A 24,688-nucleotide genomic window follows, 5' to 3' on the forward strand; every position below is an offset into this window, starting at 1 on the left:
TTCCTATTTTTCACGTATTTATTTTACCCTTTAATGTCTGTGAGCGCAATGTCTTTTTGATGGGAAATCTCTGCAGAGAAAAAAGCTGAACCGATGTTTTCTCGATTCAGCTTCTTATCATCAGGCTTCTGTCGTTTGAACAGAAGTTTTCATTACAGATGTTCTTTCTTCAGTGGTTTGCTCTTCTTCTGACATTTTCCAAACTTCAAGATAGAGGATATGGTACCCGTCTACATCGTTCACTTTAAAGACAAATCCCTGTTCATAAATCTCATCACCGATTTCAACATCAAAATTTCTTGTCATGAAAAATCCGCCAATTGTATCCACATCTTCTTCATCAATATTGATGCCAAGAAGATCATTGACATTTTGCACCAGTACTTTTGAGTCGAGAATATAATGATGTTCATTGATCTTTTGAACGTCTGGTATTTCATCTACATCAAATTCATCCTGAATTTCTCCAACGATTTCTTCAATAATGTCCTCCATTGTAACGAGTCCGGAGGTCCCTCCATATTCATCTAGAAGAATTCCCATGTGCATCCGTTCTTTTTGAAACTTCAGCAGCAGTTCATTGATAGGAATGCTGTCAATGACCTGGATAATGGAATGGGTATACTCCGAGACAAGGCGGTCACCGTTGGCCTGATCCTCAATGAATGCTGTCATCAGTTCTTTCATATTGATCATCCCGATCACATTGTCTTTATCTCCATCCTCAACAACGGGATAACGGGTGTATTGCTCCTCTTTCATAACGCTGAACACTTCTCTCAGGGTAAGGCCGCTGTTCACACTAATAATTTCGGTGCGTGGTACCATTATTTCTTTTGCAACACGCTCATCAAATTCAAATATCTTGTTCACATAGCTGTATTCTGATTGATTAATCTCACCGCTTTTTAAGCTTTCAGATAATAGAATCCTCAGGTCTTCTTCCGAATGAGCAAGGTCATTTTCAGAAGAAGGCTTTAGGCCCAGCATTGAAGCGAAAATTCGTGCTGAACCATTTAAAACCCAGATAAACGGATACATTAAGCTGTAAAACAGGATAAGCGGTTTTGCAAGAAGCAGAATAACAGCTTCAGCTTTTTGTACAGCTAAGATTTTAGGCGCCGACTCACCAATCACCACATGTAAAAAGGTGATGATGGAAAAAGCGATGGCAAATGAAATCAGATGAGTAAGAGATGCAGAGATTTCAAGGCCGGCTAAAAGAGGGCCAAAGAGATTTTCTACTGCAGATGCACCGAGCCACCCTAAACCTAGAGCTGATACTGTAATGCCAAGCTGACATGCTGACAAGTATTCATCTCGATTTAATGTTATTTTTTTGGCAGCCAGCGCTTTGGAATTTCCCTCAGCAGCAAGCTGATCCAATCGTGAACTTCTGATTTTTACAATGGCGAACTCAGAAGCAACAAAAAATGCTGTTAGTGCAATTAGAACAGCGACCATAATTAATTGAACTATTTCCAATGATTTGAGACAATCCCATTAAAAAACAGCCACAGCTGGTTTTCGGCGTGGGGATGTCTCTCACACCTCCTGTTTTGTTGAAATGTATTGCCTGAATCAACAACGGCAAGATTCAACGGACGGCATCAAACCAATTTTCCTATAAGTCGTTTATTGAAGGAATGTAAATGGAAAGGATGACCGCACAGCCTGACATCTAAAGCCATTTTTGATTACCTCGTGATAAACACAACGATTGTCTCTTTTAGAATTGAGCGTCATAACCCCATCGAACATTCCTCCAATCAAATAATAATGCTTCTATTCTACCACAAATGAAAAATCTTTGACCATCATTATTTCCAGTCACTGGCTGTTTTTATTCAGTAAATCAAGGAACTTCATGCCCAAGTGAAGCCTCATAGATTACGTACCATTGGTGTGGTGTTAATTTCATTTTCAAAGCAGCGACCGCAGCATCAACTCGTTCTATTTTTCCTGAACCGACGATTGGCATGATAGAAGCCGGATGAGAAAGAAGCCATGAATAAATAACTTCATCCATTTTATCCGTGCCAATTTCACTGCCAATTTGCTTTAGTGCTTTTCTTAGCCGCTCGGCTTTAGATTCTTCTTTTTCAAAAAGCTGACCGCCTGCAAGAGGAGACCATGCCATTGGAGGAGCTTGCATTTCAAGTGATAGGTCGAGTGTACCATCTTCGAAATTTTCCAGATTGTATGGATTCAGCTCAATCTGATTCGTCACAAGAGGCTGAGCTGTGTAGGATTCAAGCATTTTCATTTGGCTTCTTTTAAAGTTTGATACTCCAAAATGAAGAACCTTCCCCTCATTGTGAAGCTGGTCAAACGCCTCTGCCGTATCCTCCGGGTTCATAAATGGATCAGGACGATGAATCAAAAGTAAATCAATATAGTCTGTTTTAAGATTGGTTAAAGATTGTTCTACTGACTGTATAATATGCTTTTTACTCGTATTATAGTGATGACTTTTGTGCTCAGGGCGGTTAGATGACGGAAGAACGATGCCGCATTTTGTAATAATCTCCATGTTCTTTCGAAGTGAGGGATCCAGCCCCAGAGCTTCTCCAAAAAGCTCTTCACATTGATAGCCTCCGTAAATATCTGCATGGTCAAACGTGGTGATTTCTTTTTCCATCACTTCTTTAATAAACGAAAGCCGTTCTTCTTTAGATAGGTTCCATTCATTCAAACGCATCATTCCATGAATAATTCTTGATAATTGAAGATCCTCTGCTAATATAACTCTTTCCATATGTATTCCTCCTATTATGTAGTATCAAGTGACAGGATGTAGAGTGAAAAAATCAAACCGGTGACCAAAATGGATCGGACAAGGCTTTCATCACACCAGACGCCAATTAAGTACAGCGATGTAATTAAAATATAAGCATTGTATTTTGCGAACTCTGACTTGCTTTCTACTTGAGATATAAATGCCAGCAGAATGAAAAGAGGCAGTGAGTACAGGATGATTTTCGAGAAAAAAGGCTCAATAATCAATAAAGGCAGAAGAAAGAACCCGAATATTCTGCGAATAAAACTGCTTCTAATCGTCTGCATGTCCTGAACACCTCTTTATGATCTGTATCTCAATCTGTAAACATTTACGATTAGATGATACCATATATAAAACAATAGTGATGAATTGAGATTTCAGCAGATTCATAAGGAGGATGGAGCAGCGATGGTTAAAGAGCTTTTAGAAAAAGCAAAAGAGTTGGACAGGCAGGATGATTTAAAAGCATTCAGGGATGAATTTTACATAAAAGAAGGGCAGATTTATCTAGATGGGAATTCTCTCGGACTTTTATCTAAAAGAGCAGAAAATGAAACTCTAAAAGCGCTAGACAGCTGGAAGGAATACGGGATTGACGGATGGACAGAAGGACCTCATCCATGGTTTACACTTTCTGAAACGCTTGGGGGGATGTCTGCGCCTTTAATAGGAGCTGAGAAGAATGAAGTCGTTGTTACTGGGTCTATCACTGCAAACCTTCATCAAATGATCGCGAGTTTTTATCACCCGCAGGAAGAAAAAAATGAAATCCTTAGTGATGAACTTAATTTTCCTTCAGATTTGTATGCCATTCAAAGTCAGCTGGAACTAAAAGGGTTTGATCCAGGGATCTATTTAAAAAAAGCACCATCAAAAGACGGGCAGACCATTCTGTTGGACAGCATTAAATCATCCATTACTGAAAAAACCGCCTTAGTCCTGCTGCCGTCTGTACTTTATCGAAGCGGGCAATTGCTGCCAATAAAAGAGATTGTCGAATACGCTCACAGGTTTTCAGCGATCGTTGGATTTGACCTGGCACATTCAATTGGGGCAGTTCCTCACAAGCTGCATGAGTGGAATGTCGATTTTGCAGTATGGTGTAATTATAAATATGTTAATAGCGGTCCAGGCGGAACCGGTGGATTATATGTTCACCAAAAGCATCATGGGAAAATGCCTGGTTTAAAGGGATGGTTTGGCTCTGCTAAAGAAAAACAATTTGACATGGAGCACACATTTTCTCCAGCGGGTGATGCCGGAGCCTATCAAATCGGAACGCCTCATGTTTTATCAAGTGCGCCATTAGCCGGAAGTTTAAGTATATTTGAAGAAGCTGGGATTCACCGCATTCGTGAGAAGTCTCTGCAGCAGACCGATTTTCTTCTTGAGTTAATTGATTCTCTCCTGGGTAATTATGATTTAAAAGTGGTTACGCCGCTGAATCATTCAGAAAGAGGAGGCCATATTGCAGTGGAACATAGCGCTGCAGCAAGTATTTGCAAGGCTTTAAAAAGCAGAAATGTGATTCCTGATTTTAGATCGCCCAATTTAATCAGGCTTGCCCCAGCTCCATTGTATACGACTTACAGAGAACTATACGAATCAGTTTTACTGCTTAGAGATATTATGGAAAGTAGAGAATATGAACAGCATGGCAATACCCGCAACATCATTGCATAGGAGGCGTTAAAATGAAAAAAATCATTGATATTTCTATGGAATTATCCCAAGAAAGTGCAGTATGGCCGGGTGACACGTTGTTTCAGTATGAAGTAGTGTGGGATATCGAAGAAAGCGGTTCTGTGAATGTCGGAAAAATCGAGAGCAGCACGCATATGGGAACGCATATTGATGCGCCGTTTCACTACGATCAAAACGGTAAAAAAGTAGATGAGCTCTCACTGGAGCGTTACATTTCCAAAGCTTTAGTAGTAGACTGCCGGGGGAAAGAAAGAATTTCAGCTGATGATATTCTGCCGTTTATCACGGACTCTTCGATCAGAAGTGTACTGATCAAAACAAACTATTGGAAAGACCGAAATCACTTCCCGGAAACGATACCTGTTATGCAAGAAGACGTTCCAGGGAAACTTGCAGAAAAAAATATCAATCTAATAGGAGTGGACCTGCCGTCTGTTGATACTATTGACAGCAAAGAGCTGAAAAATCATCTTGAACTGCATCGACATGATATTTGGATACTTGAAGGAATCGACCTGAAAGAGGTATCAGAGGGGGTCTATGAATTGATTGCCCTGCCATTGAAAATTGCGGGAGCGGATGGTAGTCCTGTCAGAGCTGTTTTACGTGAAGTATAAAAAAATAGCTTAATCGGCAATCTTCTGCCAGAATAAGCTACACGGTTGAAGAAAGAGTTTTTCCCAGGTCTTTTATTCGAAGAGCAATGTCGTCACAAATTTCCTGAAAGAGAACCCATTTTTCATTTGGATCAGCCGAGTGCTTATCAGGGTTCATGATATTCCATGTCAGAATTTTTTTTGCAGTAGTTGGAGACAAAGAAATTTTTTCATCTTTATCAAAATCCTGTATTAAAACGATTATATCTGCTTCATCGAGTTCTTCTTTTTTTAAGTGGTATGGTTTGATAGCAGATAAGTCAATACAAATCTCTTTCATTGCCTTAATTGAAAATGGACTTGTTTTAGCGCTGAACCAGCCTGCGCTTCGAAAGGTAATGTTTTGTGTATTTAATCTTGAAGCCCAGCCTTCAGCGATTAAACTGCGTTCGTGGTTTGACGAAATAAAGTAGATTGTTTGATTTGTCATAATCGCAGTTCCTTTCTGAAGATGTTATAGTTCACTATACCCATTTTATCCTGAATGTATGCATGTATAATGATTTTACGGGTTCTTGCATTGATCTTTTTTTGAATGTCTATTAAATTGATTGATAGGGTAAGGTTTTCTAAATGAATGATTTTTGTTAGATCGGAGGAAAATGTGTGAAGAAACTTAATTTAACTGCAAAGATTTTAATTGCTCTCATTTTGGGCATCATAACGGGTCTGGCATTAAATGCTTTTGCGCCGGATTTGTTTTCTACACTGGATACATATTTATTTTCACCCCTGGGTCAAATCTTCTTAAGTTTAATTAATATGCTGGTCGTGCCGATTGTATTCTTTTCTCTCGTACTAGGAATAGCCGGTCTGGGAGATACAAAGAAACTTGGCAGGATGGGTTTTAAAACGGTTGTAACTTTTATGGTTACAACTGCGATTGCAATTACGATTGGATTGAGCCTTGGTGCGATCATTCAGCCTGGGGAAAATTCGCCTCTGACAGCAGAAGATCGTGACGCAGCTTCATTTGAAGAAGAGGATACGCCTTCAGTGGCAGAAACCTTATTAACGATTATTCCTGAGAATCCTGTATCTGCTTTAGCAGAAGGCAATATGCTGCAAATTATTGCTTTTTCGATCTTCATTGGTTTTGCATTAACGGTGTTAAAAGAAAAAACAAAAGGGGTTCTGAATTTATTCGAACAAGGCAATGAGATTATGATGTTTCTGGTTGGCATTGTTATGAAATTTGCTCCGTATGGAACGTTTGGATTAATTGCTTCGGCACTTGGAGAAGCTGGGTTTGATTCACTTCAAAGTATATTGATGTATGTACTCGTTGTGCTGCTGGCATTAGTTGTTCATGCCATTGTGACCTATGGCAGTATTATTTTCTTCATGGCAAAGAAAAGCCCAATCTGGTTTTACAAAAACTTTTTCCCGGCAATGACAGTAGGATTCAGTACTTCAAGCAGTAATGCAACGCTGCCTATCTCAATGGAAGTAGCGCAAAGAGATCTGAACATATCCAAATCCTCCAGTTCATTTGTCCAGCCGCTTGGTGCCACCATTAATATGGATGGAACAGCGATTATGCAGGGTGTCGCAACAATATTTATTGCTCAGATTTATGCGGTTGATCTGACATTTGTTCAACTTTTAACGGTTGTAATGACGGCTGTTCTTGCGAGTATTGGAACTGCTGGAGTGCCGGGTGTGGGTCTAATCTTACTCGCTATGGTGTTGAATTCAGTAAATCTCCCTGTAGCAGGTATAGGACTGATACTTGGAATAGACCGCCTGCTTGACATGTGCAGAACAGCAATAAATATTTCTGGAGATGCTGCTGTCGCTCTATACGTTTCTGAATCTGAAAAGAAAAAGAAAATTAAAGAGCAAAGAGGGGAGTAAGTGTTCATAAAAATAACACGACTGCTTTAAAAGAATTCTGCTTCGAACAGGTATACTTAGTATATAAAATCAAAAAGGAGCAGCGGATATGAATCTTGGAATAGGTGAAATCATCATTATTCTATTTGTTGCATTAATCGTGTTTGGCCCCTCAAAGCTGCCGGAACTCGGAAAAGCGGCAGGAGTTACGATGCACGAATTTAAAAAAGCACTCCATTCAACCGGTTCCGAAAAGAAACAAGACAGCGATTTTAAATAAAAGCCGCGCTGAAAATTCAGCTGCTAACTTAAATGAGCCTGAGACAAAGCGTGTCTCAGGCTCTTTGATGGGTTAACAGCTTTTCGCAGGTACGCTGCTGAGAATCTCACAATGTTGACCTGTAAAGTCTCAAGCACCCATCACATCCATCACATCCTGCAGTAGTCGGCAAACCCCGATCCCTCATCCTGCTAAATATAAATACCCACAAAAAAATTAAGGTTTAAACATGCATACCGTTCACATGAATAACATGCTTTGCTAATAGAATCAATTATGACTGCTTTTAGTTAGCTTTTTAGGTGAGAGAAAGAGGTGAGAGGTTTGACGAAACAGGAATTAATTGAATTAATCGCCTCCAAACTAAAACTGATACGTATTGAAGCTGATTTTACTCACGATCGAATGGCTCAGGTCATCGGTGTTTCCAAAAAAACACTTGTTCAGATTGAGCAGGGGCGTCTGCTTCCTAGTTGGTCTACTGTCATCATAATTTGTGCACTGTTCAGGGAACAGGACAGCTTAATAAACGCAATCGGGGGAGATGCACTTGAACTGGCAGACCATCTTGCCAGAGAAGAGCTGAGTGCCAGCAAGGAAAAAACGCTGGGTGTAAAAATATTGTGGAAAATAGTCAGGAAAAATGAAAACTTGATCTTACAAAAAAATATTGTCAGCAAGCATTTTAGGATTGTAGACGAGGATCATTTCAGATTGTTTAGTTCATTCAATGAACAGGAGGCAAAGGAGAGGTTTATGGAACTGGTAAAACAAAAAAAAAGATCTCACACCATGTAATCTGGGTGAGAATCTTTTCATCATTTTACGGCAATTCCATTTTCAAGAATGCTGAAAATCGCTTCAGACCACTGTTCAGAAGGGATTTTTTCATAATTGGGAATCAAAACGGTGTTAAAGAAAATGCCGGCTACTAAAGAAGATGGCACATCTTTTCGAATCGACCCTTCCTCTTTGGATTTTTCAATATGAATAGTCAGCAATTGAAACAATTCACGTGAATATTTGTCAAGTTCATCTAAATGACCAGCGACAGTGGGAGAGGTACTTTGATTTAGTGAAGAACGCATTTTTATCATGTCATACACTTGAGAATACTCCATAAAAAGCGTTAGCAGTTCTTTCAGCATATTAAAAGAGGAGGTCTGCGGAGAAATTGCGTCAATCCGTTCCATAACCTCAATCATAAGGAGGCGCATATAATCAGTTATCAGCTCATCTTTGTTACTGTAATATTCATATATTGTACTTCTCGCTACATCTAATTTGTCTGCCAATGCCTTAAAGTGAAATCCTTCATAACCCTTTTCAAGCAGAAGTTCTTCCGTTGCCTTTAAAAGGTCTTCTATTACCATCTTTCTTTGCCTAGCCATACACCCATCATCCTTTATTCAGCCATACTTATATACAGTATAACGGAAATTGAAGCTGACCGTATACTTTTCAATTGAATATGTACCCGTCGTAATAAATTCTTTAGCAGGAGGGGCTGTCAAGAAAGATGAAACAGTTGAATAGGCTGCCCGGTTTTCTTAATGGTAATTAAGAAAACTACGGGCATTTTTTAGCAAGCACCAACGGGTAAGTTTATTTAATTACCAGTACACTGCATGGAGAGGATTGCATAATTTTTTCACTGACGCTGCCTAAAAACCATTTCTGAAAGGTGCTTTTTTCTGTACGTCCTACAATAATTAAATCTACTTCATTGTTTTCAGCGTAATCCACAATGGCTTCAGCAGGTGAACCTGTTAACGGATAAAACTGCGCCTCAATGTTTTTGTTATCCAAATGATGCTTTGCTGATTGCAAAGCGTCATCAAGCTCATCTGTCAGCTGATGAACAGACTTTCCGCTGTCCTGCTGTGGCAGGGGAGGCATGTATGGTGGATTTTGTTTATCCACTCCAGGAGACATAATCGCTGCTGCATCTCTTGGTTTGTCGTAAATTGTTGTGTCAAGTGAATGTTTTTCAGTGGAAACATGTGTAATAGTCAGGTCAGCTTTATTGTTTAAATGGAGAAGACTAACAGCAGAATCCAGCGCTTTTTGACTGCTGCCAGACTGGTCAAACGCTAAAAGAATATGAGTATACATAGCATTCAGCTCCTTAAAAGATTGATTACTATGCCTTTACCCTTTATATTATCGAATAGTCTGAATAAATAAAAAATAAATAAAGAGCTTGGGACAAAAGTGTCTCAAGCTCTTTAACCGGTTTGCTGCGCTTCAGGCGGACTCGGCTTTCTATTAATAAATACTTAATCATTAATTAAACTTTATTGAGATTTGTCCCTGCCTGCTTACAAGGGAAACGATAAACACCGCAGATAGAATAAGAAGACAGAATAAGATAAAATATAGTGCATATAGTATAAGTACAGTGCGATCTACTGCGGTTTATTCCCATGTGGATTTTCTTGTTTTAATTATCCGATTAAATTAATAAGGAAAAAAATTACAACGATTGCACCAATGATCATTAATATCGTTCTTAGCATGAAGGTCACCCCTTTGTAAGGTTCCAAAATCGGCCATAAAAATCCCGTTTTGGTTAATTGTATAGTACCCTTGAATGGTAACTTTAAACCGTATTAATAGAAATTAGATGTCAAAGCTGGTTTGTCACATCTTTTCATTTTTCAAAAAAATGAAAAAACAATTGACATCTCATTGTGCATTGGGCTAATCTAAGGGTGTCCTGAATGGACAAAATTACTTAAGAAGGGAGTTGCGTGTCATGAAAAATCGTATCGATGCTTTTAACATTTTCTTTCAATTGAATAACACGCAGCGACAAACTCTTTTGTAACAGATGATCTTTTTAAGAACAATTAATTCTGTCATGATAGTGGTGCAGTCTGCGTATCGTAGTCTGTGCCTGTTTAAATGAAAGCATACCGTGCTTTAATGGGCGGTGTGCTTTTTTTGTTTCCAAAAATTGTATGGTGTTGTCAACAGAGGGATCTGTTTTCATAAAAGAAAGTGTATGATCTATCCATTAAAAAAGAGGAGGAAAAAAAATGAACAAAGGAACAAACATGTACATGAAAACAGTGGAGCTGGAAAGTGGGTAGCCTGGTCGGATTGAAGGAGAAGGAGGCGGGATTTAATGTTTAGTATTTTTTATAAGTTAAGCTGGTTTTTTAAAGAACACTGGAAGCGGTACACCTTAGCAATTGTTCTGCTTTTAATTGCCAATGTATTTGAAGTCATTCCCCCTTTGCTTGTAGGGTTGGCGATCGATGATATTTTTAGAGGGGAATTGACGCAGGCAGTTTTAACCCGCTACTTGCTGATCCTGCTCGGTATAGCAGTCATTTCATATTTATTTAATTATGTATGGCAATATTTATTGTTTGGCGGTGCAAATGAAATCGAACGAAGACTACGTTCCATGTTTATGGGGCATTTGTTAAAAATGACACCAACATTTTATGAACGGAACCGGACTGGAGATCTTATGGCAAGATCAACAAATGATTTAAAAGCATTGTCAGTAACAGCAGGCTTTGGTGTATTGACATTGATTGATTCTACTGCTTATATGCTGACCATTCTGCTTACAATGGGTGTAGTGGTCTCATGGGAGTTAACCCTTGCTGCCGTTCTTCCGCTGCCGGTGCTGGCCATCGTCATGCAGCTTTTAGGTAAAAGAATTCACGAACGATACACCCGTGCGCAGGATGCTTTTGGCGATCTGAATGACAGAGTGCTTGAGTCAGTGGCAGGTGTAAGAGTGATTCGTGCATACGTTCAGGAAAGAGCTGATGAAGCTCAATTTCAGCAGGAAACAGAGGATGTCTACAAAAAGAATATGAAGGTCGCTTTTATTGACACGCTGTTTAACCCCCTTACTAAAATCCTGACAGGCATAAGCTACATGATTGGATTGGGATATGGCGCATTTCTTGTATTTAATCAGACCATTACGTTAGGCGAACTGGTCGCTTTTAATGTATATCTCGGCATGCTGATCTGGCCAATGTTTGCTATAGGTGAACTCATTAATATTATGCAGCGGGGAAATGCTTCAATGGACCGGGTGAATGAAACACTGAGCTATGCTGAAGACGTACCGGACATGGAGCACCCTGTAAATGCCGCAGCAGCAAGCTCTATAACCTTTTCTAATACCGGCTTTCAATATCCTTCTTCATCTGTAAAAAACCTGACCAATTTAAATGTGACAATTAGTCAGGGTCAGACACTGGGGGTTGTTGGGAAAACCGGAAGCGGAAAAACGACTTTTGTAAAGCAGCTTCTCAGAGAATACCCAATGGGAGATGGAGCTGTAAAAATCGGAGAAGTCCCGATAGATCAGCAGACTAAGGATCACGTAAGATCCTGGTTAGGCTATGTTCCACAGGATCATGTTTTATTTTCAAGAAGCATTCGTGAAAACATTTTATTTGGAGCAGAAGATTCGGATGAAAAAGCTGTTTTTCATGCAATAAAAATGGCTCATTTTGAGAGGGACCTGGAAATGCTGCCTGCTGGCCTTGAAACGCTGGTAGGAGAAAAAGGAGTGGCTCTGTCAGGAGGGCAGAAACAGCGGATTTCTATCGCACGTGCATTAATTAAAAACCCTGATGTCCTTATATTAGACGACTCATTGTCTGCAGTTGATGCGAAAACAGAATCGAGTATTTTAACTAATATCCGAAATGAAAGACAGGGAAAGACGACGATTATCACGACGCATCGATTGTCAGCTGTAGAACATGCCGATTGGATTATTGTGCTTGAAAACGGACGTGTGATCGAAGAAGGCAGACATGAAGATCTGCTTTCAGCTAAAGGCTGGTATTTAGAACAGTATGAGCGTCAGCAGGTAGAAGAATCCCTTCTTGAGGAGGTGCGCTCATGAGTGTAGGAAAAAGACTTTACAAGTATGCACTCTTATTAAAAAAAACTATTATAATCGCCCTGCTCATGCTGACTGTGTCTGTTTCAGCAGAGCTTGTCGGTCCCTTTATTGCCAAAAAAATGATTGATGACCATATTCTTGGCATCGAGCAGCCATGGTATGAATCCGGAGATACAAAAGATGCAGTAGCGTATAACAACACATTTTATAAGCGGGGAGATTACTTTACCGAAAGTGAGACAAAAGGGGAAGAGGCGCATATTTATCAAATTGGCCTTCGGTTTTTCTTTGTGGATGAACCGGTCACAGCTGAAGGCGAACGCTCCTTTGAAGACGGAAATTTGATTTTCATGAATGAAGAAACTCAATTCTCTTATCCTGCAGAAGAATTGTCGAGGTCTCAAATTATGGCGTTTTACCAGCCGGAAATTCCCCGTATCATTCAGTTGGTGCTGCTCTATTTTGCTCTGACAGTGGTGGCGGCTCTATTTCATTTTGGACAGGATTATCAGCTTCAGAGGTCAGCAAACAGAATTATTCAGAAAATGCGTACGGATATTTTTGGACATATTCAAAGACTGCCTATTCAATATTTTGATAATCTGCCGGCAGGAAAAGTGGTCGCGAGAATTACCAATGATACAGAAGCCATCCGGGAGCTGTATGTCCAGGTGCTCTCACAGTTTTTCTATAGCGGCATTTATATTGCTGGAATTTTTGTTGCACTTTTTATCCTTGATCCTCAGCTTGCAGCAATCTGCCTGATTTTGCTGCCGATTCTGTGGATTTGGATGTCTGTGTATCGGAAGTATGCCTCCACGTACAATCATGTTGTACGTTCGAAAGTAAGTGAAATCAATGCTTCTATTAATGAATCGATTCAGGGCATGACCATCATTCAGGCATTCAGAAGAGAAAAACGAACAAAAGAAGAATTTGAAGAAATGAATCAAACTCATTTTAATTATCAAAATAAGCTGTTAAGCCTAAATTCACTCATGTCTCATAATCTCGTTACAATTCTTCGAAATCTGACTTTTGTTGCCTTTATATGGTATTTTGGGAGTGATGCCATAGGAGCAGAGTCGGTCGTTTCAGTCGGTGTGCTGTATGCGTTCGTTGATTACATTACCCGATTGTTCCAGCCGGTAACCGGAATTGTTAACCAGCTTGCCAATCTCGAAATTGCGCTGGTGGCAGGTGAAAGAGTATTTGAACTGCTTGACGAAAATGGGGAAGAGGTAAAGGACAGCAGAATTAAAAGATACAAAGGGCATGTAGAATTCAAAAACGTTTCGTTTGCCTACAAGGAAGAAGACTATGTGTTAAAAAACCTTTCATTTGAAGCGAAGCCGGGGGAAACAATTGGTTTGGTAGGCCATACAGGTTCAGGGAAAAGTTCCATCATGAATCTGTTATTCCGCTTCTATGACTGTCAAAAAGGGGAGATTCGAATTGATGGAAAAAACATCAAGGAACTGCCAAGACAGACCATTCGCGATCACATGGGAATAGTGCTCCAGGATCCATATCTATTTACAGGCACAATTGCATCTAATGTCTCTCTCAATGATCCTCGAATTTCACGGGAGAGAATAGAACAAGCATTGAAAGCAGTAGGTGCTGATCGTGTACTAAAGCATCTTGAGCAAGGAATTGATGAGCCGGTAATTGAAAAAGGAAGCACCTTGTCGTCAGGTCAGCGCCAATTAATTTCTTTTGCCCGGGCACTTGCCTATGACCCTTCCATTTTAATTTTAGATGAAGCAACATCGAGTGTGGATACAGAAACGGAATCCATTATTCAAGAAGCGATGGAAACGTTAAAGTCAGGCCGCACCACTTTTATCATTGCACACAGATTGTCAACGATTAAAAATGCAGATCAAATTCTTGTGCTGGATAAAGGGGAGATTGCTGAAAAAGGCTCTCACGATGAATTAATGGCTCTTAGAGGAAAATATTATCAAATGTATAAATTGCAGCAAGGAAATAAGCAGGCAGGATAATCACTAAAATTGATTAAAAGTTAATTGATATATTTAAAAAAGAAGAGCTGTAAAAAGTCAAGAAAACCTGACTTTTTACAGCTTTTTTTCAGGGTCAAAATAGAAGTTTAAAAATGTAAGCCATGATAGAACGAATCATTAGAATGTTTATACATTCACTATCAATAAGTCAATCCAACACGTGTTTTTGAATATTCATCTTTCTGGAGAAGTGAATAAGCAAAATCGCCTGTATCGTACATGGAGATGCTTGAAGGACTATCGGGCAGTGTATTCATTTCTATTCGGTATTTTCCGATTCTCTCTCCATCAGGCAGGTAGGTCGGACATACGATCGTCCAGTTCATGCTTGATTGGTCAAGCATCAAAAAGGCTCGGCAATGATCTTCAGCAGCTGTGCTCAAGCGTCGGTTTGACTCTTTGGAATGAAACCGGAACTTGCCAGGTTCTTTTTTGGAATCCAGGATGCCGGCAGTTCCGATGGTTATGATTTTAGAAATTGAGTTCGCCCGCATCGCAGGAAGGATATGAATCATTGATTTCGTAAGTGCATCATTTTTATCGGTGCCCAGAGCACTGATGACGGCATCACAGCCTGTTATGGTATCAAAGACATCTTTTTTATTGGAGGCATCTCCTTTTATAATCGTTATTTTAGGGTGTGCGTCTATCCCATCAGGATCCCGAATGAGTGCCTGGATCTCGTGGCCGTCTTTCAGAGCATTTTGCATAATTACTCTGCCCACACGGCCGGTTGCACCAAATAACGCAATTTTCATCATTCGAATTCCTCCTGTTAGTAAATTTTATAATGTAAGTGTAGCCTATTTTAAAGGGATAGAAAAGAAACAGGATCCATACATCCCAGACGTGAGCTTGGAAGAAAGTAGTGGTACAATAATAAATGAAAACGTTTGTAAGGAGGAGAAGCAATCATGAGTTTTCGTACAGAAAAAGATACTTTAGGTGAAATTCAAGTTCCTGCAAGCAAGTACTGGGGAGCGCAGACACAGCGAAGCAAAGAGAATTTTCCAATTGGAGTCGAACAAATGCCTCTGGAAATTACATATGCATTTGCAGAGCTTAAAAAAGCTGCAGCCATGGTTAATTATGATCTAGGCAAGCTTTCTCTTGATAAAAGAGATGCCATCTGCCGTGCCTGCAATGAGATTATTGATGGAAACCTGGATGAACATTTTCCGCTGGTTGTGTGGCAGACCGGAAGTGGAACCCAGTCAAACATGAATGTAAATGAAGTGGTGGCCTACCGTGCAAATGTTTTTTTGAAGGAACAATCTGTAGAAGAGACTGTACATCCTAATGATGACGTTAATATGTCTCAAAGCTCAAATGATACCTTTCCGACAGCTATGCATATCGCAGCGTACAAGGCACTTTGCAAAAATTTAATGCCAAGCTTAAAGGAATTAACGGAAACATTTCTGGATAAAGAAGAATCATTTAAAGAAATTATTAAAATTGGACGCACCCACTTGCAGGATGCAACGCCTCTGACATTGGGCCAGGAAATCAGCGGCTGGCGTGCTATGCTGCAAAAATCCCGGTATATGATTCAGGAAGCCAGCAAGCATATATTAAGTCTGGCAATTGGAGGCACTGCGGTTGGGACGGGAATCAATGCACATCCTGAATTTGGCGAACGTGTTGCCAAGCAGCTGGTTCTTCAAACCGGTTTTCCATTTTATTCGTCGGACAATAAATTTCATGCACTGACCAGCCATGATGACATGGTCCATGTACATGGTGCATTAAAGGCATTAGCGGCTGATCTGATGAAAATTGCCAACGATATCAGATGGCTGTCAAGCGGACCGAGAAGCGGAATCGGTGAGATTACAATTCCAGCTAATGAACCGGGCAGCTCCATCATGCCGGGAAAAGTGAATCCTACACAAAGTGAAGCTTTAACGATGGTCACGGCTCAAGTTATGGGCAATGATGCGACAATAGGCTTTGCGGCGAGTCAGGGCAACTTTGAGTTAAATGTATATAAACCTGTTATTATTTATAATTTTCTCCAATCTGTCCGTCTCCTCGGGGATGGAATGAAGACATTTAATGAGAAATGTGCAGTCGGCATTGAACCGAACTATGATGTGATTGAAGGACATGTAAATCGTTCCTTAATGCTTGTGACGGCTCTTAACCCTCATATTGGCTATGAAAAAGCCGCGAAGATCGCAAAGCTTGCATTTGAAAAAGAATTAACGTTAAAAGAAGCAGCTGTAGAAACAGGATATGTAACAGAAGAGCAATATGAAGAATGGATTCAGCCAATTGAAATGGTGAATCTTGACCGAGTCTAAACGACTCTCAGCATATTTTTTAATGAAACAAGAGGCTGGGACAAGACTAAAAAAATGAGGATATAGTTATTAATAGTATGAGGAGAGCGGAGTTGAATGGGGCGGCTCCCTGCAGGATATGACGGTTGATTGAGACCCCGCAAGCAAAGTCTGAGTAGGGCTCAGCGCCGTCCCTGCGGAAAGCGTCCGCCTAAAAGTGCAGTGAACCGGTCAAAGAGCTTGAGACACTTTTGTCCCAAGCTCTTTTTAAAATGAAACAAGACTAACTCATGAGAGTTAGTCTTGTTTTTATGGTTAAAGGGGGTAACCACCAGATTATCGGATGCGGCTTTCTGACTCCGCATCGAAGAAATGACATTTGTTCATATCAAAAGCAAGCTCAATTTTTTGACCTGCTTTTATATCTGATCTTGCATCTACACGAGCGACGAAATCCTGATCAGCCACTTTAGAATAAAGCATCAGCTCAGCACCAGTCAGCTCAGAAACCTCAATGTCAGCCATAAAGTTTGCACCTGCAGCAGTTTCAATGAATACTGGCTCATCGTGAATATCTTCCGGGCGCACACCTAGAATGATGTCTTTACCCACATAGTTTTGTGAGCGCAGCTTCTTCATTTTTCCTTCAGGAACGGAAAGTACCTGGCCTTTTACTTCAAAGCCTTTATCCGTTAGTTTACCGCTGAAAAAGTTCATCGCAGGAGAACCGATAAATCCGCCAACGAACACATTTTCCGGATTGTCATATACTTCTTTTGGTGATCCAACCTGCTGAATTACACCATCTTTCATAACAACAATACGTGTTGCCATTGTCATAGCTTCTGTCTGATCATGTGTAACGTAGATCGTTGTCGTTTGAAGACGCTGGTGAAGCTTGGCGATTTCAGCACGCATTTGCACACGAAGCTTTGCATCCAAATTCGATAACGGCTCATCCATAAGGAATACTTTTGCATCCCGGACTATTGCGCGTCCAAGTGCCACACGCTGACGCTGACCACCGGAAAGTGCTTTTGGTTTACGATCTAAAAGTGCTTCAAGACCAAGGATCTTTGCTGCATTTTTCACACGTTTTTCGATTTCTGCTTTATCAAACTTACGAAGTTTAAGACCAAACGCCATATTGTCATATACGCTCATATGCGGATATAAAGCGTAGTTCTGGAAAACCATTGCAATGTCACGGTCTTTAGGTGCTTTATCATTTACGCGTTCTTCACCAATGTAGAAGTCACCTTTAGAGATTTCTTCAAGTCCTGCGATCATGCGAAGAGTCGTTGACTTCCCACAGCCTGATGGTCCAACAAAAACGATAAATTCTTTATCTTTAATATGAAGGTTAAAATCTGATACCGCTGTTACATCTTTATCATATACTTTGTAAATATTGTCGAGCTTTAGTTCTGCCATGAGTAATTCCTCCAATATGTAGTGGTAAATTCTATACTCATTGTATAAGATCATGTAAGCCTTTCCAATGGTAAACTTGCACAAAAAAACAGCATGCATTTCGTCATGTTGACGGAATGCATGCTGCTTCTAAATTGTATTAATGGTTCTCATCGATTCCCATTTTACTGAAGCAAGATACGCGGTAAAAATGCCGTGAAAGGATTTTAAATCCAGGCCCGACCCTTCAGAAAACTTGTAGAGACGGTATTGTAGACTGTTTCGGTGTAAATATAAGCGTTTAGCCGTACTGCTTACGTTCGAAAGATTCTCCGCCAGCGTCCGTATAACAGAAGCAAGCTCGGGGTCTGCATCAAAAAGTGTGTAAATGAGATCAAATTGAGACCTCCATTCAAATTCTGTGAACCGGTTAAGGACAATTACAGGCAATATGGATTGAACAGAGGCGACTTTTTTACGTTTAATGAACGGTTTTGCTTGTGTATGCCAGTCAAATTCCATTAAGATGGCTTCTTTAGGATCGTCCTGGACAAGATGGAAAGAGCCTGCAAAAAATCGGACGGTTATGCCAAGGTCCGTTTCAAGAGCTTGGGCAGCTGAGTCGATTTCTTCAAGAGAGAGGGTATTGGAAGATTGAAGCTCAACGACATACCCATTTGATTCGTCCCTTTTTACAATGGCCGCATCATCTGAGAAAACAAACTCCAATGGATGCTCTTCTTGATTGAAATCTGGTATTCCATCAAAAGAAAATAGGATGATTCGAAAAATGGACCCTGCAGGAAGAGGACATGCAGAAAGGTTTCCAAATAAATACTGGTTCCATACATTTGTATATTGACTATGAGGCGGTTCAACAGGGTCAAGAATAAGTTGAATCAGTTCAGTTTCATTCTGGGAAAGGGTCTGCATCGGAAATGCAATCATTTCATTGGTTAATCGGTCCTGATACCATTTGTAATAGCCGTATTTATCTTCTGTCACGTCGTCAATCTGACGGGAGGAAGGAAATGTTTTTAGAAGCTTTTGAATACTAGACATTTGCATCATCCTTATTGGTAATGCCTTTATTGTATAGAAGATTGAAAAGGTTGAAAAGGGGGCAGAAACAGCAAAGCGGCTGCCTAAGCAGCCGCTTTGCATCGGGTTATGACCCGTTTGGCGGTGTTTCCTGTTCCAGATCTCGCGCTTCTTCAATGTTAGGAAGATGATGGTAGCGGTGGACGGTGCCTCCGCTCATTCCCTCATTAATAAAACGGTCAATATCCATACAGACTTTATCCCTGCCCTCATACGATGAGTCAGGCAAAAATGATAAATTTTTCATCATCACACCCCCTGCCCTTACTATATGTAAGCTGAGGATAAGCTATACTTGAGGCTGTACATAACTCATTTGTTTCTTTAGGATGGCGTGCCGGTTATTTAGTCGTAGACATGATACAACATCAATTCATGAAGCTGTTTCTTAATTTTTTCTTCTTCCTCTGTATTATGAAAGACAATCGGGTTTGTCCATTCGATGTCTCCTGTTTTGTGATATACGCCATTAATGGGCTGACCCTGGTATAAAAAAGTAAATGTCCAACCAGGAAGCTGTGTGTTTTTAAACATAGGCTTGTAACGAAAGTGCTGGATCATTTAAAAACCTCCCATTTTCGATTCTTTTCATGATTATTATAGCATGGAACAGCCCTATGGCGCGTACATTATCATACCTGTCAATGAAGGTAAAATACGGAATGAAAAAAGGTTTTGTGCATGCATTTGCTGTCCTTTCTGCTATACTGAAATTTGAAATGATGATGTCAATGAAGGGTGAAGGTTTGATGGATACATTCGTTTTATTAATAATCATGATGGTCGTGGGGGCTGCAATTGGTGGATTTACGAATTCCCTTGCAATTAAGATGCTCTTCAGGCCTTATAAAGCTCTATATATTGGGAAGTGGCGTATTCCCTTTACACCAGGCTTAATTCCAAAAAGACGGGAAGAACTTGCCAGGCAGCTTGGGTTAATGGTTGTGAATCATTTATTAACTGCCCAGAGTTTAAAAGATCGCTTTTTAAATGAAAAGCAGGAAAAAGCGCTGACAGGATGGCTTCAAAAAGAAAGTGATCGTATTTTCAAGTCAGAAGAATCTGTAGAGGACTGGCTTGCAAAATTTAAAATTCAGTCTCCTGCTCCCTACATTGAGCGGTCCATGAATAGCTGGATAGAATCACAGTATGAAGAAGTAAAAGAAAAGTACAAAACCCGGACACTTCGTGAAACACTGCCTGAAAGATGGCTTGTACGTTTAGATGGAAAAGTGGAAACGGTGTCTGATTATATCTTGGCTAAAGGTACAGATTACTTTGCTTCAGAAGAAGGCAAGGAACGGATTAATATCATGATTGAGGATTTCTTTAAGACAAGAGGGACTTTAGGAAGCATGATTCAGATGGTAATGGGGAATTCTTCTTTGGGTGATAAAGTTCAGCCTGAAATTATAAAGTTTTTGAATCATAAAGGAACTCATGCTATACTCGAACAGGTTTTGCGAAAAGAGTGGGAAAGCGTTAAGGACTGGCAGTGGGACCGGGCGTTTTCCATCGTTACAGATCAGGATTTGCTCGTTCGGCTGCAGGGGTTGATGAAAGAAAGAATCAATATGTCAGAGTGGCTCAAACGTCCGCTGGCGGAGGCTGCTGCACCGATGCAGGAAGGCGCAGTCAACCGTCTTATTCCTCGTGGGGTGGAAATGGCCAGAGACATCCTTTCACAAAAGCTGGAGCAGCTGTTGTCCAAAATGAATCTTCAGGAAATTGTACGGGAGCAAGTGGACTCGTTTGAAGTTTCACGTCTGGAAGATTTAGTGCTCGGGATTTCCCGGCGCGAATTTAAAATGATTACGTATCTTGGCGCGCTGCTTGGAGGAATTATAGGATTATTCCAAGGGGTATTGGTTCTTTTAATCGGCTGAGCAACAATTACTAAAATCATGTTTGACCATTCTGCCTGCGGGGAAGAGGGTAAGTGTGATAAAAAAGGAGGTTTTCCGATTGTCAGTTAATCTGTACGATCATGCAAACGAACTAGAACGTGCGATTCGTCAAAGCGAAGAATTTACTCAGCTGCAGTCTATGTATGACGCAGTAAACAATGATGAATCAGCCAGAGGTATCTTTGAAAATTTTAGAGACATTCAATTAGGTCTTCAACAGAAGCAAATGAATGGTGAAGAAATTACTGAAGCTGAAATTGAACAAGCTCAAAAAACAGCTCAACTTGTTCAGCAGCATGAAGTGATCTCAAAACTTATGGAATCTGAACAGCGTATGAGCATGCTTATTCAGGAGCTGAATAAGGTAATTATGAAGCCGCTTGAAGAATTATACGGCTCTATGGAAAAAGAAGGACCAACTCAATAATTCCTTTTACAAGAGGTTGGAACACAACCAAAAAAGTTAAATAACAGGGTAGTATATATTAACAGTATGAGGTGAGCGGAGCTGAAGGCGGCGACTACAGCAGGATATGACGTCAAGGTGAGACTTTACAGGGCAAAGCCCTGAAAAGGCTCAGCGCCCTCCCTGCGGAAAGCGTCCGCCTGAAGCGAAGTGAACCGATCAGAGAGTCTGAGACACATTTTGTCCCAGGCTCTTTTTTTTATCTCAAACTTTTAGAGCCAATCTTTTTGAATTCTGTCAGCTTCTTCTGATCCTGCAAAAAAGGAGAAGCAGACAGGATTCTTTCTTTTGACCTTCAGATTATTTCTGCCTTTGTTGACCTGAAGATAAAAGGTTTGTACACTTAAGCAAGTGAATGACATCAGAAAGGTGAGAGAAATGAATATTATTGTTAGAGGTATACAGGATAAGCGTTATGAACGGAATTTACAGCTTATCGCAGATTTGTTTTTTGAGGACTCAACACTTGCTGTTACCGAAGAAAAAGACACTGATGCATTCAATATAATAATTAAGGTCGAAATCGGGCAGGGAACGATCTATGCGAATGCTTCCACTGAGGAGCCTAAGCTTTCAGCAAGCAGAACAGCGAATTATATAAGTAAAAGCACCGAAAAAGAAAGCTTTAGACAAAATAAGAATGTAGTTTCCCATGTTTTTCTTTCAATCCTTCAGCAGTATACAGGGATGATTCAAAAATGGGGCGTATTGACCGGAATCAGACCAACCAAGCTTATGCACAAGCAAAGAATGAATGGGGCTCCTGCTCAAGAGACACGCACTCACTTAAAAGAACAGTATTTAATTACAGATGAAAAAATTAATTTAATGGAAGAAATTGTGGATCGCCAGCTCACCATGATTCCGGATTTATATAAGATTCAAGACGAGGTCAGCATCTATATCGGCATTCCGTTTTGCCCGACTAAATGTGCGTATTGCACATTCCCTGCCTTTGCGATTCAAGGAAAGCTTGGAAAGGTATCCTCATTTCTTGCGGGGCTGCATTACGAGATTCAGGAAACTGGGAGATGGCTGAAGGAACGGGGAGTCAAGATAACTACGATTTATTTCGGAGGCGGAACCCCGACGGCTATAACAGCTGAAGAAATGGATGCTCTTTATGAGGAAATGTACCGATCGTTCCCGGATGTGGAACAAGTTCGGGAAGTAACTGTTGAAGCTGGCCGCCCTGACACGATTTTTCCTGACAAGCTCGAAGTGCTGAAGAAATGGAATATTGACCGTATTTCGATCAATCCGCAATCCTATACGGACGAAACATTAAAAGCAATCGGCCGTCATCATACTGTGCAGGAAACGATTGATAAATTTCATCTTTCAAGAAAACACGGTATGAACAATATCAATATGGATTTAATCATCGGACTGCCCAACGAAGGATTAGCTGAACTGCAGCACTCGTTAAATGAAACTGAAAAATTAATGCCGGAATCCGTTACCGTTCATACTTTATCTTTTAAACGGGCGTCACAAATGACATTAAACCGGGAGAAATATAAAGTAGCGGAACGGGATGAAGTAGAAAAAATGATGGATTTGGCGCAAAAATGGAATAAAGACCATGGCTATGTACCGTATTATCTATACCGTCAGAAAAATATATTGGGGAACCTGGAGAATGTGGGCTATGCAAAACCAGGGGAAGAGAGTCTGTATAATATTCTGATCATGGAAGAAGTTCAAACGATTATTGGTCTCGGCTGTGGTGCAGCAAGCAAATTTATTGATCCTGAAACAGGAAAAATTACGCATTTCGCCAATCCTAAAGACCCTAAATCCTACAATGAGGGCTTTATCGATTATACGAGGAAAAAAATCGAACATCTTGAAACAATCTTTCCGCAGAAAAAGCCTGAATCAACTCACATGTAACTTGTGCTATGGAAGAAATAAAATGTTTTATAGATATGCAGGATAATAAGCAGGTCACCTAGAAATTATGAATGAACATTCATTTTGAAAAGGGGATGGAAGCATGACTGTAAAAACAGATTATCAATCAATCAACGTTGCAATTGAGGGTTCAGTTGCCTGGATTTCTCTTAATCGTCCACAGAGCCTCAATGCGCTTCAGGAAGAAATGATGACAGAGCTGCTTCAGACATTTAAGGAACTAAACCGTGACGCAGGCATTCATGTTGTCGTTCTGAAGGGGGAAGGGCGCGGCTTTTCTTCCGGCGGGGACATAAAAGCCATGTTGTCTATGGAGGGAGAAGAAGAGTTTCAACGATTCATGGACATGATTTCAGAGCTCTCTCTTACTTTATATGCAATGGATAAAATTACAATTTGTGCCATACATGGTGCTGCTGCAGGTCTAGGTCTCAGCCTGGCTTTAGCATGCGATTATGTAATTGCTGAAGAGGGAAGTAAAATTGCGATGAATTTTATCGGTATTGGCTTAGTTCCGGACGGGGGAGGCCATTATCTGTTAAAAGAACGCCTTGGTTCTCAAAAAGCCATGCAGGTAATCTGGAAAGGCGAAGTGATGAACGGCCAGGAGGCGTATTCACTTGGTTTAATTGACAAAGTCACAGCCCAAAATAAAGGTCTGCAGGAAGTAGAGAAACTCGTTGCCCAATTAATTTCCAGTCCTATAAAAGCCATGAAAGAGACTAAATTTATTTTGCGCTCTGCTCAGGTAAAAGAATTTAAGACAATTTTGGACCTAGAACGTGATTCTCAATGGAGAATGCGTCAAACAGAAGATCATAAAGAAGGAATAAAAGCATTTACGGAAAAAAGACCGCCTCAATTTAAAGGTGAATAAAATGAGCCTGGGACAAGTGTCTCAGGCTTTTTAACCGGTTCATTGCGCTCCAGGAGAACTTTCCGCAGGGGCGGGGCTTGGGCGCTTGCTCTGTAAAAGTTCAAGCAACCGTCATCTTCTGCAGGGGTAGCCACTTACGGCTCCGCTCACCTCTTACCATTCATCTTTACCGCTTTTTAAACTTTTTATCGAGTTGTGTCCCACTTCTCTTTTTGTTTAAAAGGCCATCCAGATCATGTGTGAAACAGCAAAAGTTTTCCTCTTGGTGATACTAATCGGTGTGTGCGGTCAGATAAGCCTTTTTCTTCAAACTTCTGCTTGCCAATTTCTTTTGCATCTTCATCTTTTTCTGCCTGGAACGAATCTTCGAACAGCAGGGTCCCCTTTTCATCAAAAGCTGTCAGTTTATATACATCCATTTTTCCCACTCCCATCTCTTTGTTCTCTTTTATTTTTGCATAAGTAAGATATCTTCGTAAAGTTGAAGACAAAAAGAAATAAGTGAACCTTTTTTCTGAATCAATCGTATAAACTAGAAGAGAGAAC

Annotated in this window: 24 protein-coding genes; 12 read left to right on the top strand and 12 right to left on the bottom strand. The window is 40.4% G+C overall.

Annotated elements, in window-relative coordinates:
* Positions 1–120 precede the first annotated feature (120 nt).
* The 3 genes from ACQCT8_RS11700 to ACQCT8_RS11710 form a co-directional block, all read right to left on the bottom strand.
* Positions 121–1,485: a hemolysin family protein gene (locus tag ACQCT8_RS11700; protein ID WP_426871291.1), complete on the bottom strand. Its 1,365-nt coding sequence runs from the start codon at positions 1,483–1,485 to the stop codon at positions 121–123.
* 370 nt (positions 1,486–1,855) lie between these two features.
* Complete coding sequence (locus ACQCT8_RS11705) at positions 1,856–2,758, bottom strand: aldo/keto reductase (RefSeq protein WP_426871293.1); 903 nt, start codon at positions 2,756–2,758, stop codon at positions 1,856–1,858.
* 14 nt (positions 2,759–2,772) lie between these two features.
* On the bottom strand, positions 2,773–3,066 hold the full coding sequence (locus tag ACQCT8_RS11710) for a hypothetical protein (protein ID WP_426871295.1): 294 nt from the start codon (positions 3,064–3,066) through the stop codon (positions 2,773–2,775).
* 124 nt (positions 3,067–3,190) lie between these two features.
* Here ACQCT8_RS11710 and kynU point away from each other — a divergent pair, with 124 nt between their 5' ends.
* Together kynU and kynB are read left to right on the top strand one after the other, a co-directional pair.
* Complete coding sequence (gene kynU, locus ACQCT8_RS11715) at positions 3,191–4,465, top strand: kynureninase (RefSeq protein WP_426871297.1); 1,275 nt, start codon at positions 3,191–3,193, stop codon at positions 4,463–4,465.
* An 11-nt stretch (positions 4,466–4,476) separates the two neighbouring features.
* Positions 4,477–5,103 carry an arylformamidase gene (kynB, locus tag ACQCT8_RS11720; protein ID WP_426871299.1) on the top strand — a complete coding sequence of 209 codons (627 nt, stop codon included), beginning with the start codon at positions 4,477–4,479 and terminating at the stop codon, positions 5,101–5,103.
* A 37-nt stretch (positions 5,104–5,140) separates the two neighbouring features.
* Here kynB and ACQCT8_RS11725 read toward each other — a convergent pair whose 3' ends face one another.
* Complete coding sequence (locus ACQCT8_RS11725) at positions 5,141–5,572, bottom strand: low molecular weight phosphatase family protein (RefSeq protein ID WP_426871301.1); 432 nt, start codon at positions 5,570–5,572, stop codon at positions 5,141–5,143.
* A 176-nt stretch (positions 5,573–5,748) separates the two neighbouring features.
* Here ACQCT8_RS11725 and ACQCT8_RS11730 point away from each other — a divergent pair, with 176 nt between their 5' ends.
* The 3 genes from ACQCT8_RS11730 to ACQCT8_RS11740 all read left to right on the top strand — a co-directional run bounded on the left by ACQCT8_RS11730 (position 5,749) and on the right by ACQCT8_RS11740 (position 8,056).
* Entirely contained in the window at positions 5,749–6,999 is a 1,251-nt protein-coding gene (locus ACQCT8_RS11730) for a dicarboxylate/amino acid:cation symporter (protein WP_426871303.1), read from the top strand.
* Between the two features lie 88 nt (positions 7,000–7,087).
* Positions 7,088–7,258, top strand: coding sequence for a twin-arginine translocase TatA/TatE family subunit (locus tag ACQCT8_RS11735; RefSeq protein ID WP_426871305.1), 171 nt, complete (start codon positions 7,088–7,090; stop codon positions 7,256–7,258).
* A gap of 324 nt (positions 7,259–7,582) precedes the next feature.
* Complete coding sequence (locus ACQCT8_RS11740) at positions 7,583–8,056, top strand: helix-turn-helix transcriptional regulator (protein WP_426871307.1); 474 nt, start codon at positions 7,583–7,585, stop codon at positions 8,054–8,056.
* 20 nt (positions 8,057–8,076) lie between these two features.
* On the opposite strand, the gene ACQCT8_RS11745 is transcribed toward ACQCT8_RS11740, so the two are convergent.
* Together ACQCT8_RS11745 and ACQCT8_RS11750 are read right to left on the bottom strand one after the other, a co-directional pair.
* Positions 8,077–8,649, bottom strand: a complete 573-nt coding sequence (locus tag ACQCT8_RS11745) for a TetR/AcrR family transcriptional regulator (protein ID WP_426871309.1) — start codon at positions 8,647–8,649, stop codon at positions 8,077–8,079.
* A gap of 214 nt (positions 8,650–8,863) precedes the next feature.
* The gene (locus tag ACQCT8_RS11750) at positions 8,864–9,373 is read right to left on the bottom strand and encodes a universal stress protein (protein WP_426871311.1); all 510 of its coding nucleotides are present in this window, start codon (positions 9,371–9,373) and stop codon (positions 8,864–8,866) included.
* Between the two features lie 1,015 nt (positions 9,374–10,388).
* Between ACQCT8_RS11750 and ACQCT8_RS11755 the strand changes: the two genes are divergently transcribed.
* Both ACQCT8_RS11755 and ACQCT8_RS11760 read left to right on the top strand, forming a co-directional pair.
* Positions 10,389–12,146, top strand: coding sequence for an ABC transporter ATP-binding protein (locus ACQCT8_RS11755; protein ID WP_426871313.1), 1,758 nt, complete (start codon positions 10,389–10,391; stop codon positions 12,144–12,146).
* Complete coding sequence (locus tag ACQCT8_RS11760) at positions 12,143–14,155, top strand: ABC transporter ATP-binding protein (RefSeq protein WP_426871315.1); 2,013 nt, start codon at positions 12,143–12,145, stop codon at positions 14,153–14,155. Before ACQCT8_RS11755 ends, ACQCT8_RS11760 begins: the two co-directional genes overlap by 4 nt.
* A 161-nt stretch (positions 14,156–14,316) precedes the next feature.
* Here the strand turns inward: ACQCT8_RS11760 and ACQCT8_RS11765 are convergent, their stop codons facing one another.
* Complete coding sequence (locus tag ACQCT8_RS11765; protein ID WP_426871317.1) at positions 14,317–14,937, bottom strand: NAD(P)-dependent oxidoreductase; 621 nt, start codon at positions 14,935–14,937, stop codon at positions 14,317–14,319.
* 153 nt (positions 14,938–15,090) lie between these two features.
* On the opposite strand from ACQCT8_RS11765, the gene fumC reads away from it, so the two are divergent.
* Positions 15,091–16,482 (top strand): class II fumarate hydratase, encoded by a 1,392-nt coding sequence (gene fumC, locus ACQCT8_RS11770; protein ID WP_426871319.1) that lies wholly within the window; start codon positions 15,091–15,093, stop codon positions 16,480–16,482.
* Between the two features lie 315 nt (positions 16,483–16,797).
* Here the strand turns inward: fumC and ACQCT8_RS11775 are convergent, their stop codons facing one another.
* The 4 genes from ACQCT8_RS11775 to ACQCT8_RS11790 all read right to left on the bottom strand — a co-directional run bounded on the left by ACQCT8_RS11775 (position 16,798) and on the right by ACQCT8_RS11790 (position 19,536).
* Positions 16,798–17,895, bottom strand: a complete 1,098-nt coding sequence (locus ACQCT8_RS11775) for an ABC transporter ATP-binding protein (RefSeq protein WP_426871321.1) — start codon at positions 17,893–17,895, stop codon at positions 16,798–16,800.
* A gap of 129 nt (positions 17,896–18,024) precedes the next feature.
* Positions 18,025–18,936, bottom strand: coding sequence for a helix-turn-helix domain-containing protein (locus ACQCT8_RS11780; RefSeq protein ID WP_426871323.1), 912 nt, complete (start codon positions 18,934–18,936; stop codon positions 18,025–18,027).
* A gap of 106 nt (positions 18,937–19,042) precedes the next feature.
* Complete coding sequence (locus ACQCT8_RS11785; protein WP_426871325.1) at positions 19,043–19,222, bottom strand: hypothetical protein; 180 nt, start codon at positions 19,220–19,222, stop codon at positions 19,043–19,045.
* A 98-nt stretch (positions 19,223–19,320) separates the two neighbouring features.
* Entirely contained in the window at positions 19,321–19,536 is a 216-nt protein-coding gene (locus tag ACQCT8_RS11790) for a YheE family protein (RefSeq protein WP_426871327.1), read from the bottom strand.
* Between the two features lie 101 nt (positions 19,537–19,637).
* Here ACQCT8_RS11790 and ACQCT8_RS11795 point away from each other — a divergent pair, with 101 nt between their 5' ends.
* From ACQCT8_RS11795 to ACQCT8_RS11810, 4 genes are all read left to right on the top strand, one after another.
* Positions 19,638–20,861 carry a DUF445 domain-containing protein gene (locus ACQCT8_RS11795; protein ID WP_426871329.1) on the top strand — a complete coding sequence of 408 codons (1,224 nt, stop codon included), beginning with the start codon at positions 19,638–19,640 and terminating at the stop codon, positions 20,859–20,861.
* 79 nt (positions 20,862–20,940) lie between these two features.
* On the top strand, positions 20,941–21,309 hold the full coding sequence (locus tag ACQCT8_RS11800; RefSeq protein ID WP_426871331.1) for a YlbF family regulator: 369 nt from the start codon (positions 20,941–20,943) through the stop codon (positions 21,307–21,309).
* Between the two features lie 417 nt (positions 21,310–21,726).
* A complete protein-coding gene (locus ACQCT8_RS11805) occupies positions 21,727–23,244 on the top strand; it encodes a coproporphyrinogen III oxidase (protein ID WP_426871333.1) in 1,518 nt (505 codons plus the stop codon).
* Between the two features lie 103 nt (positions 23,245–23,347).
* The gene (locus tag ACQCT8_RS11810; RefSeq protein ID WP_426871335.1) at positions 23,348–24,142 is read left to right on the top strand and encodes an enoyl-CoA hydratase; all 795 of its coding nucleotides are present in this window, start codon (positions 23,348–23,350) and stop codon (positions 24,140–24,142) included.
* 233 nt (positions 24,143–24,375) lie between these two features.
* Here ACQCT8_RS11810 and ACQCT8_RS11815 read toward each other — a convergent pair whose 3' ends face one another.
* Positions 24,376–24,561, bottom strand: coding sequence for a YhzD family protein (locus tag ACQCT8_RS11815; protein ID WP_426871337.1), 186 nt, complete (start codon positions 24,559–24,561; stop codon positions 24,376–24,378).
* Positions 24,562–24,688 lie beyond the last annotated feature (127 nt).

This window comes from Jeotgalibacillus proteolyticus (assembly GCF_050107735.1).
GTDB classification, from domain to species: domain Bacteria; phylum Bacillota; class Bacilli; order Bacillales; family Jeotgalibacillaceae; genus Jeotgalibacillus; species Jeotgalibacillus proteolyticus_A.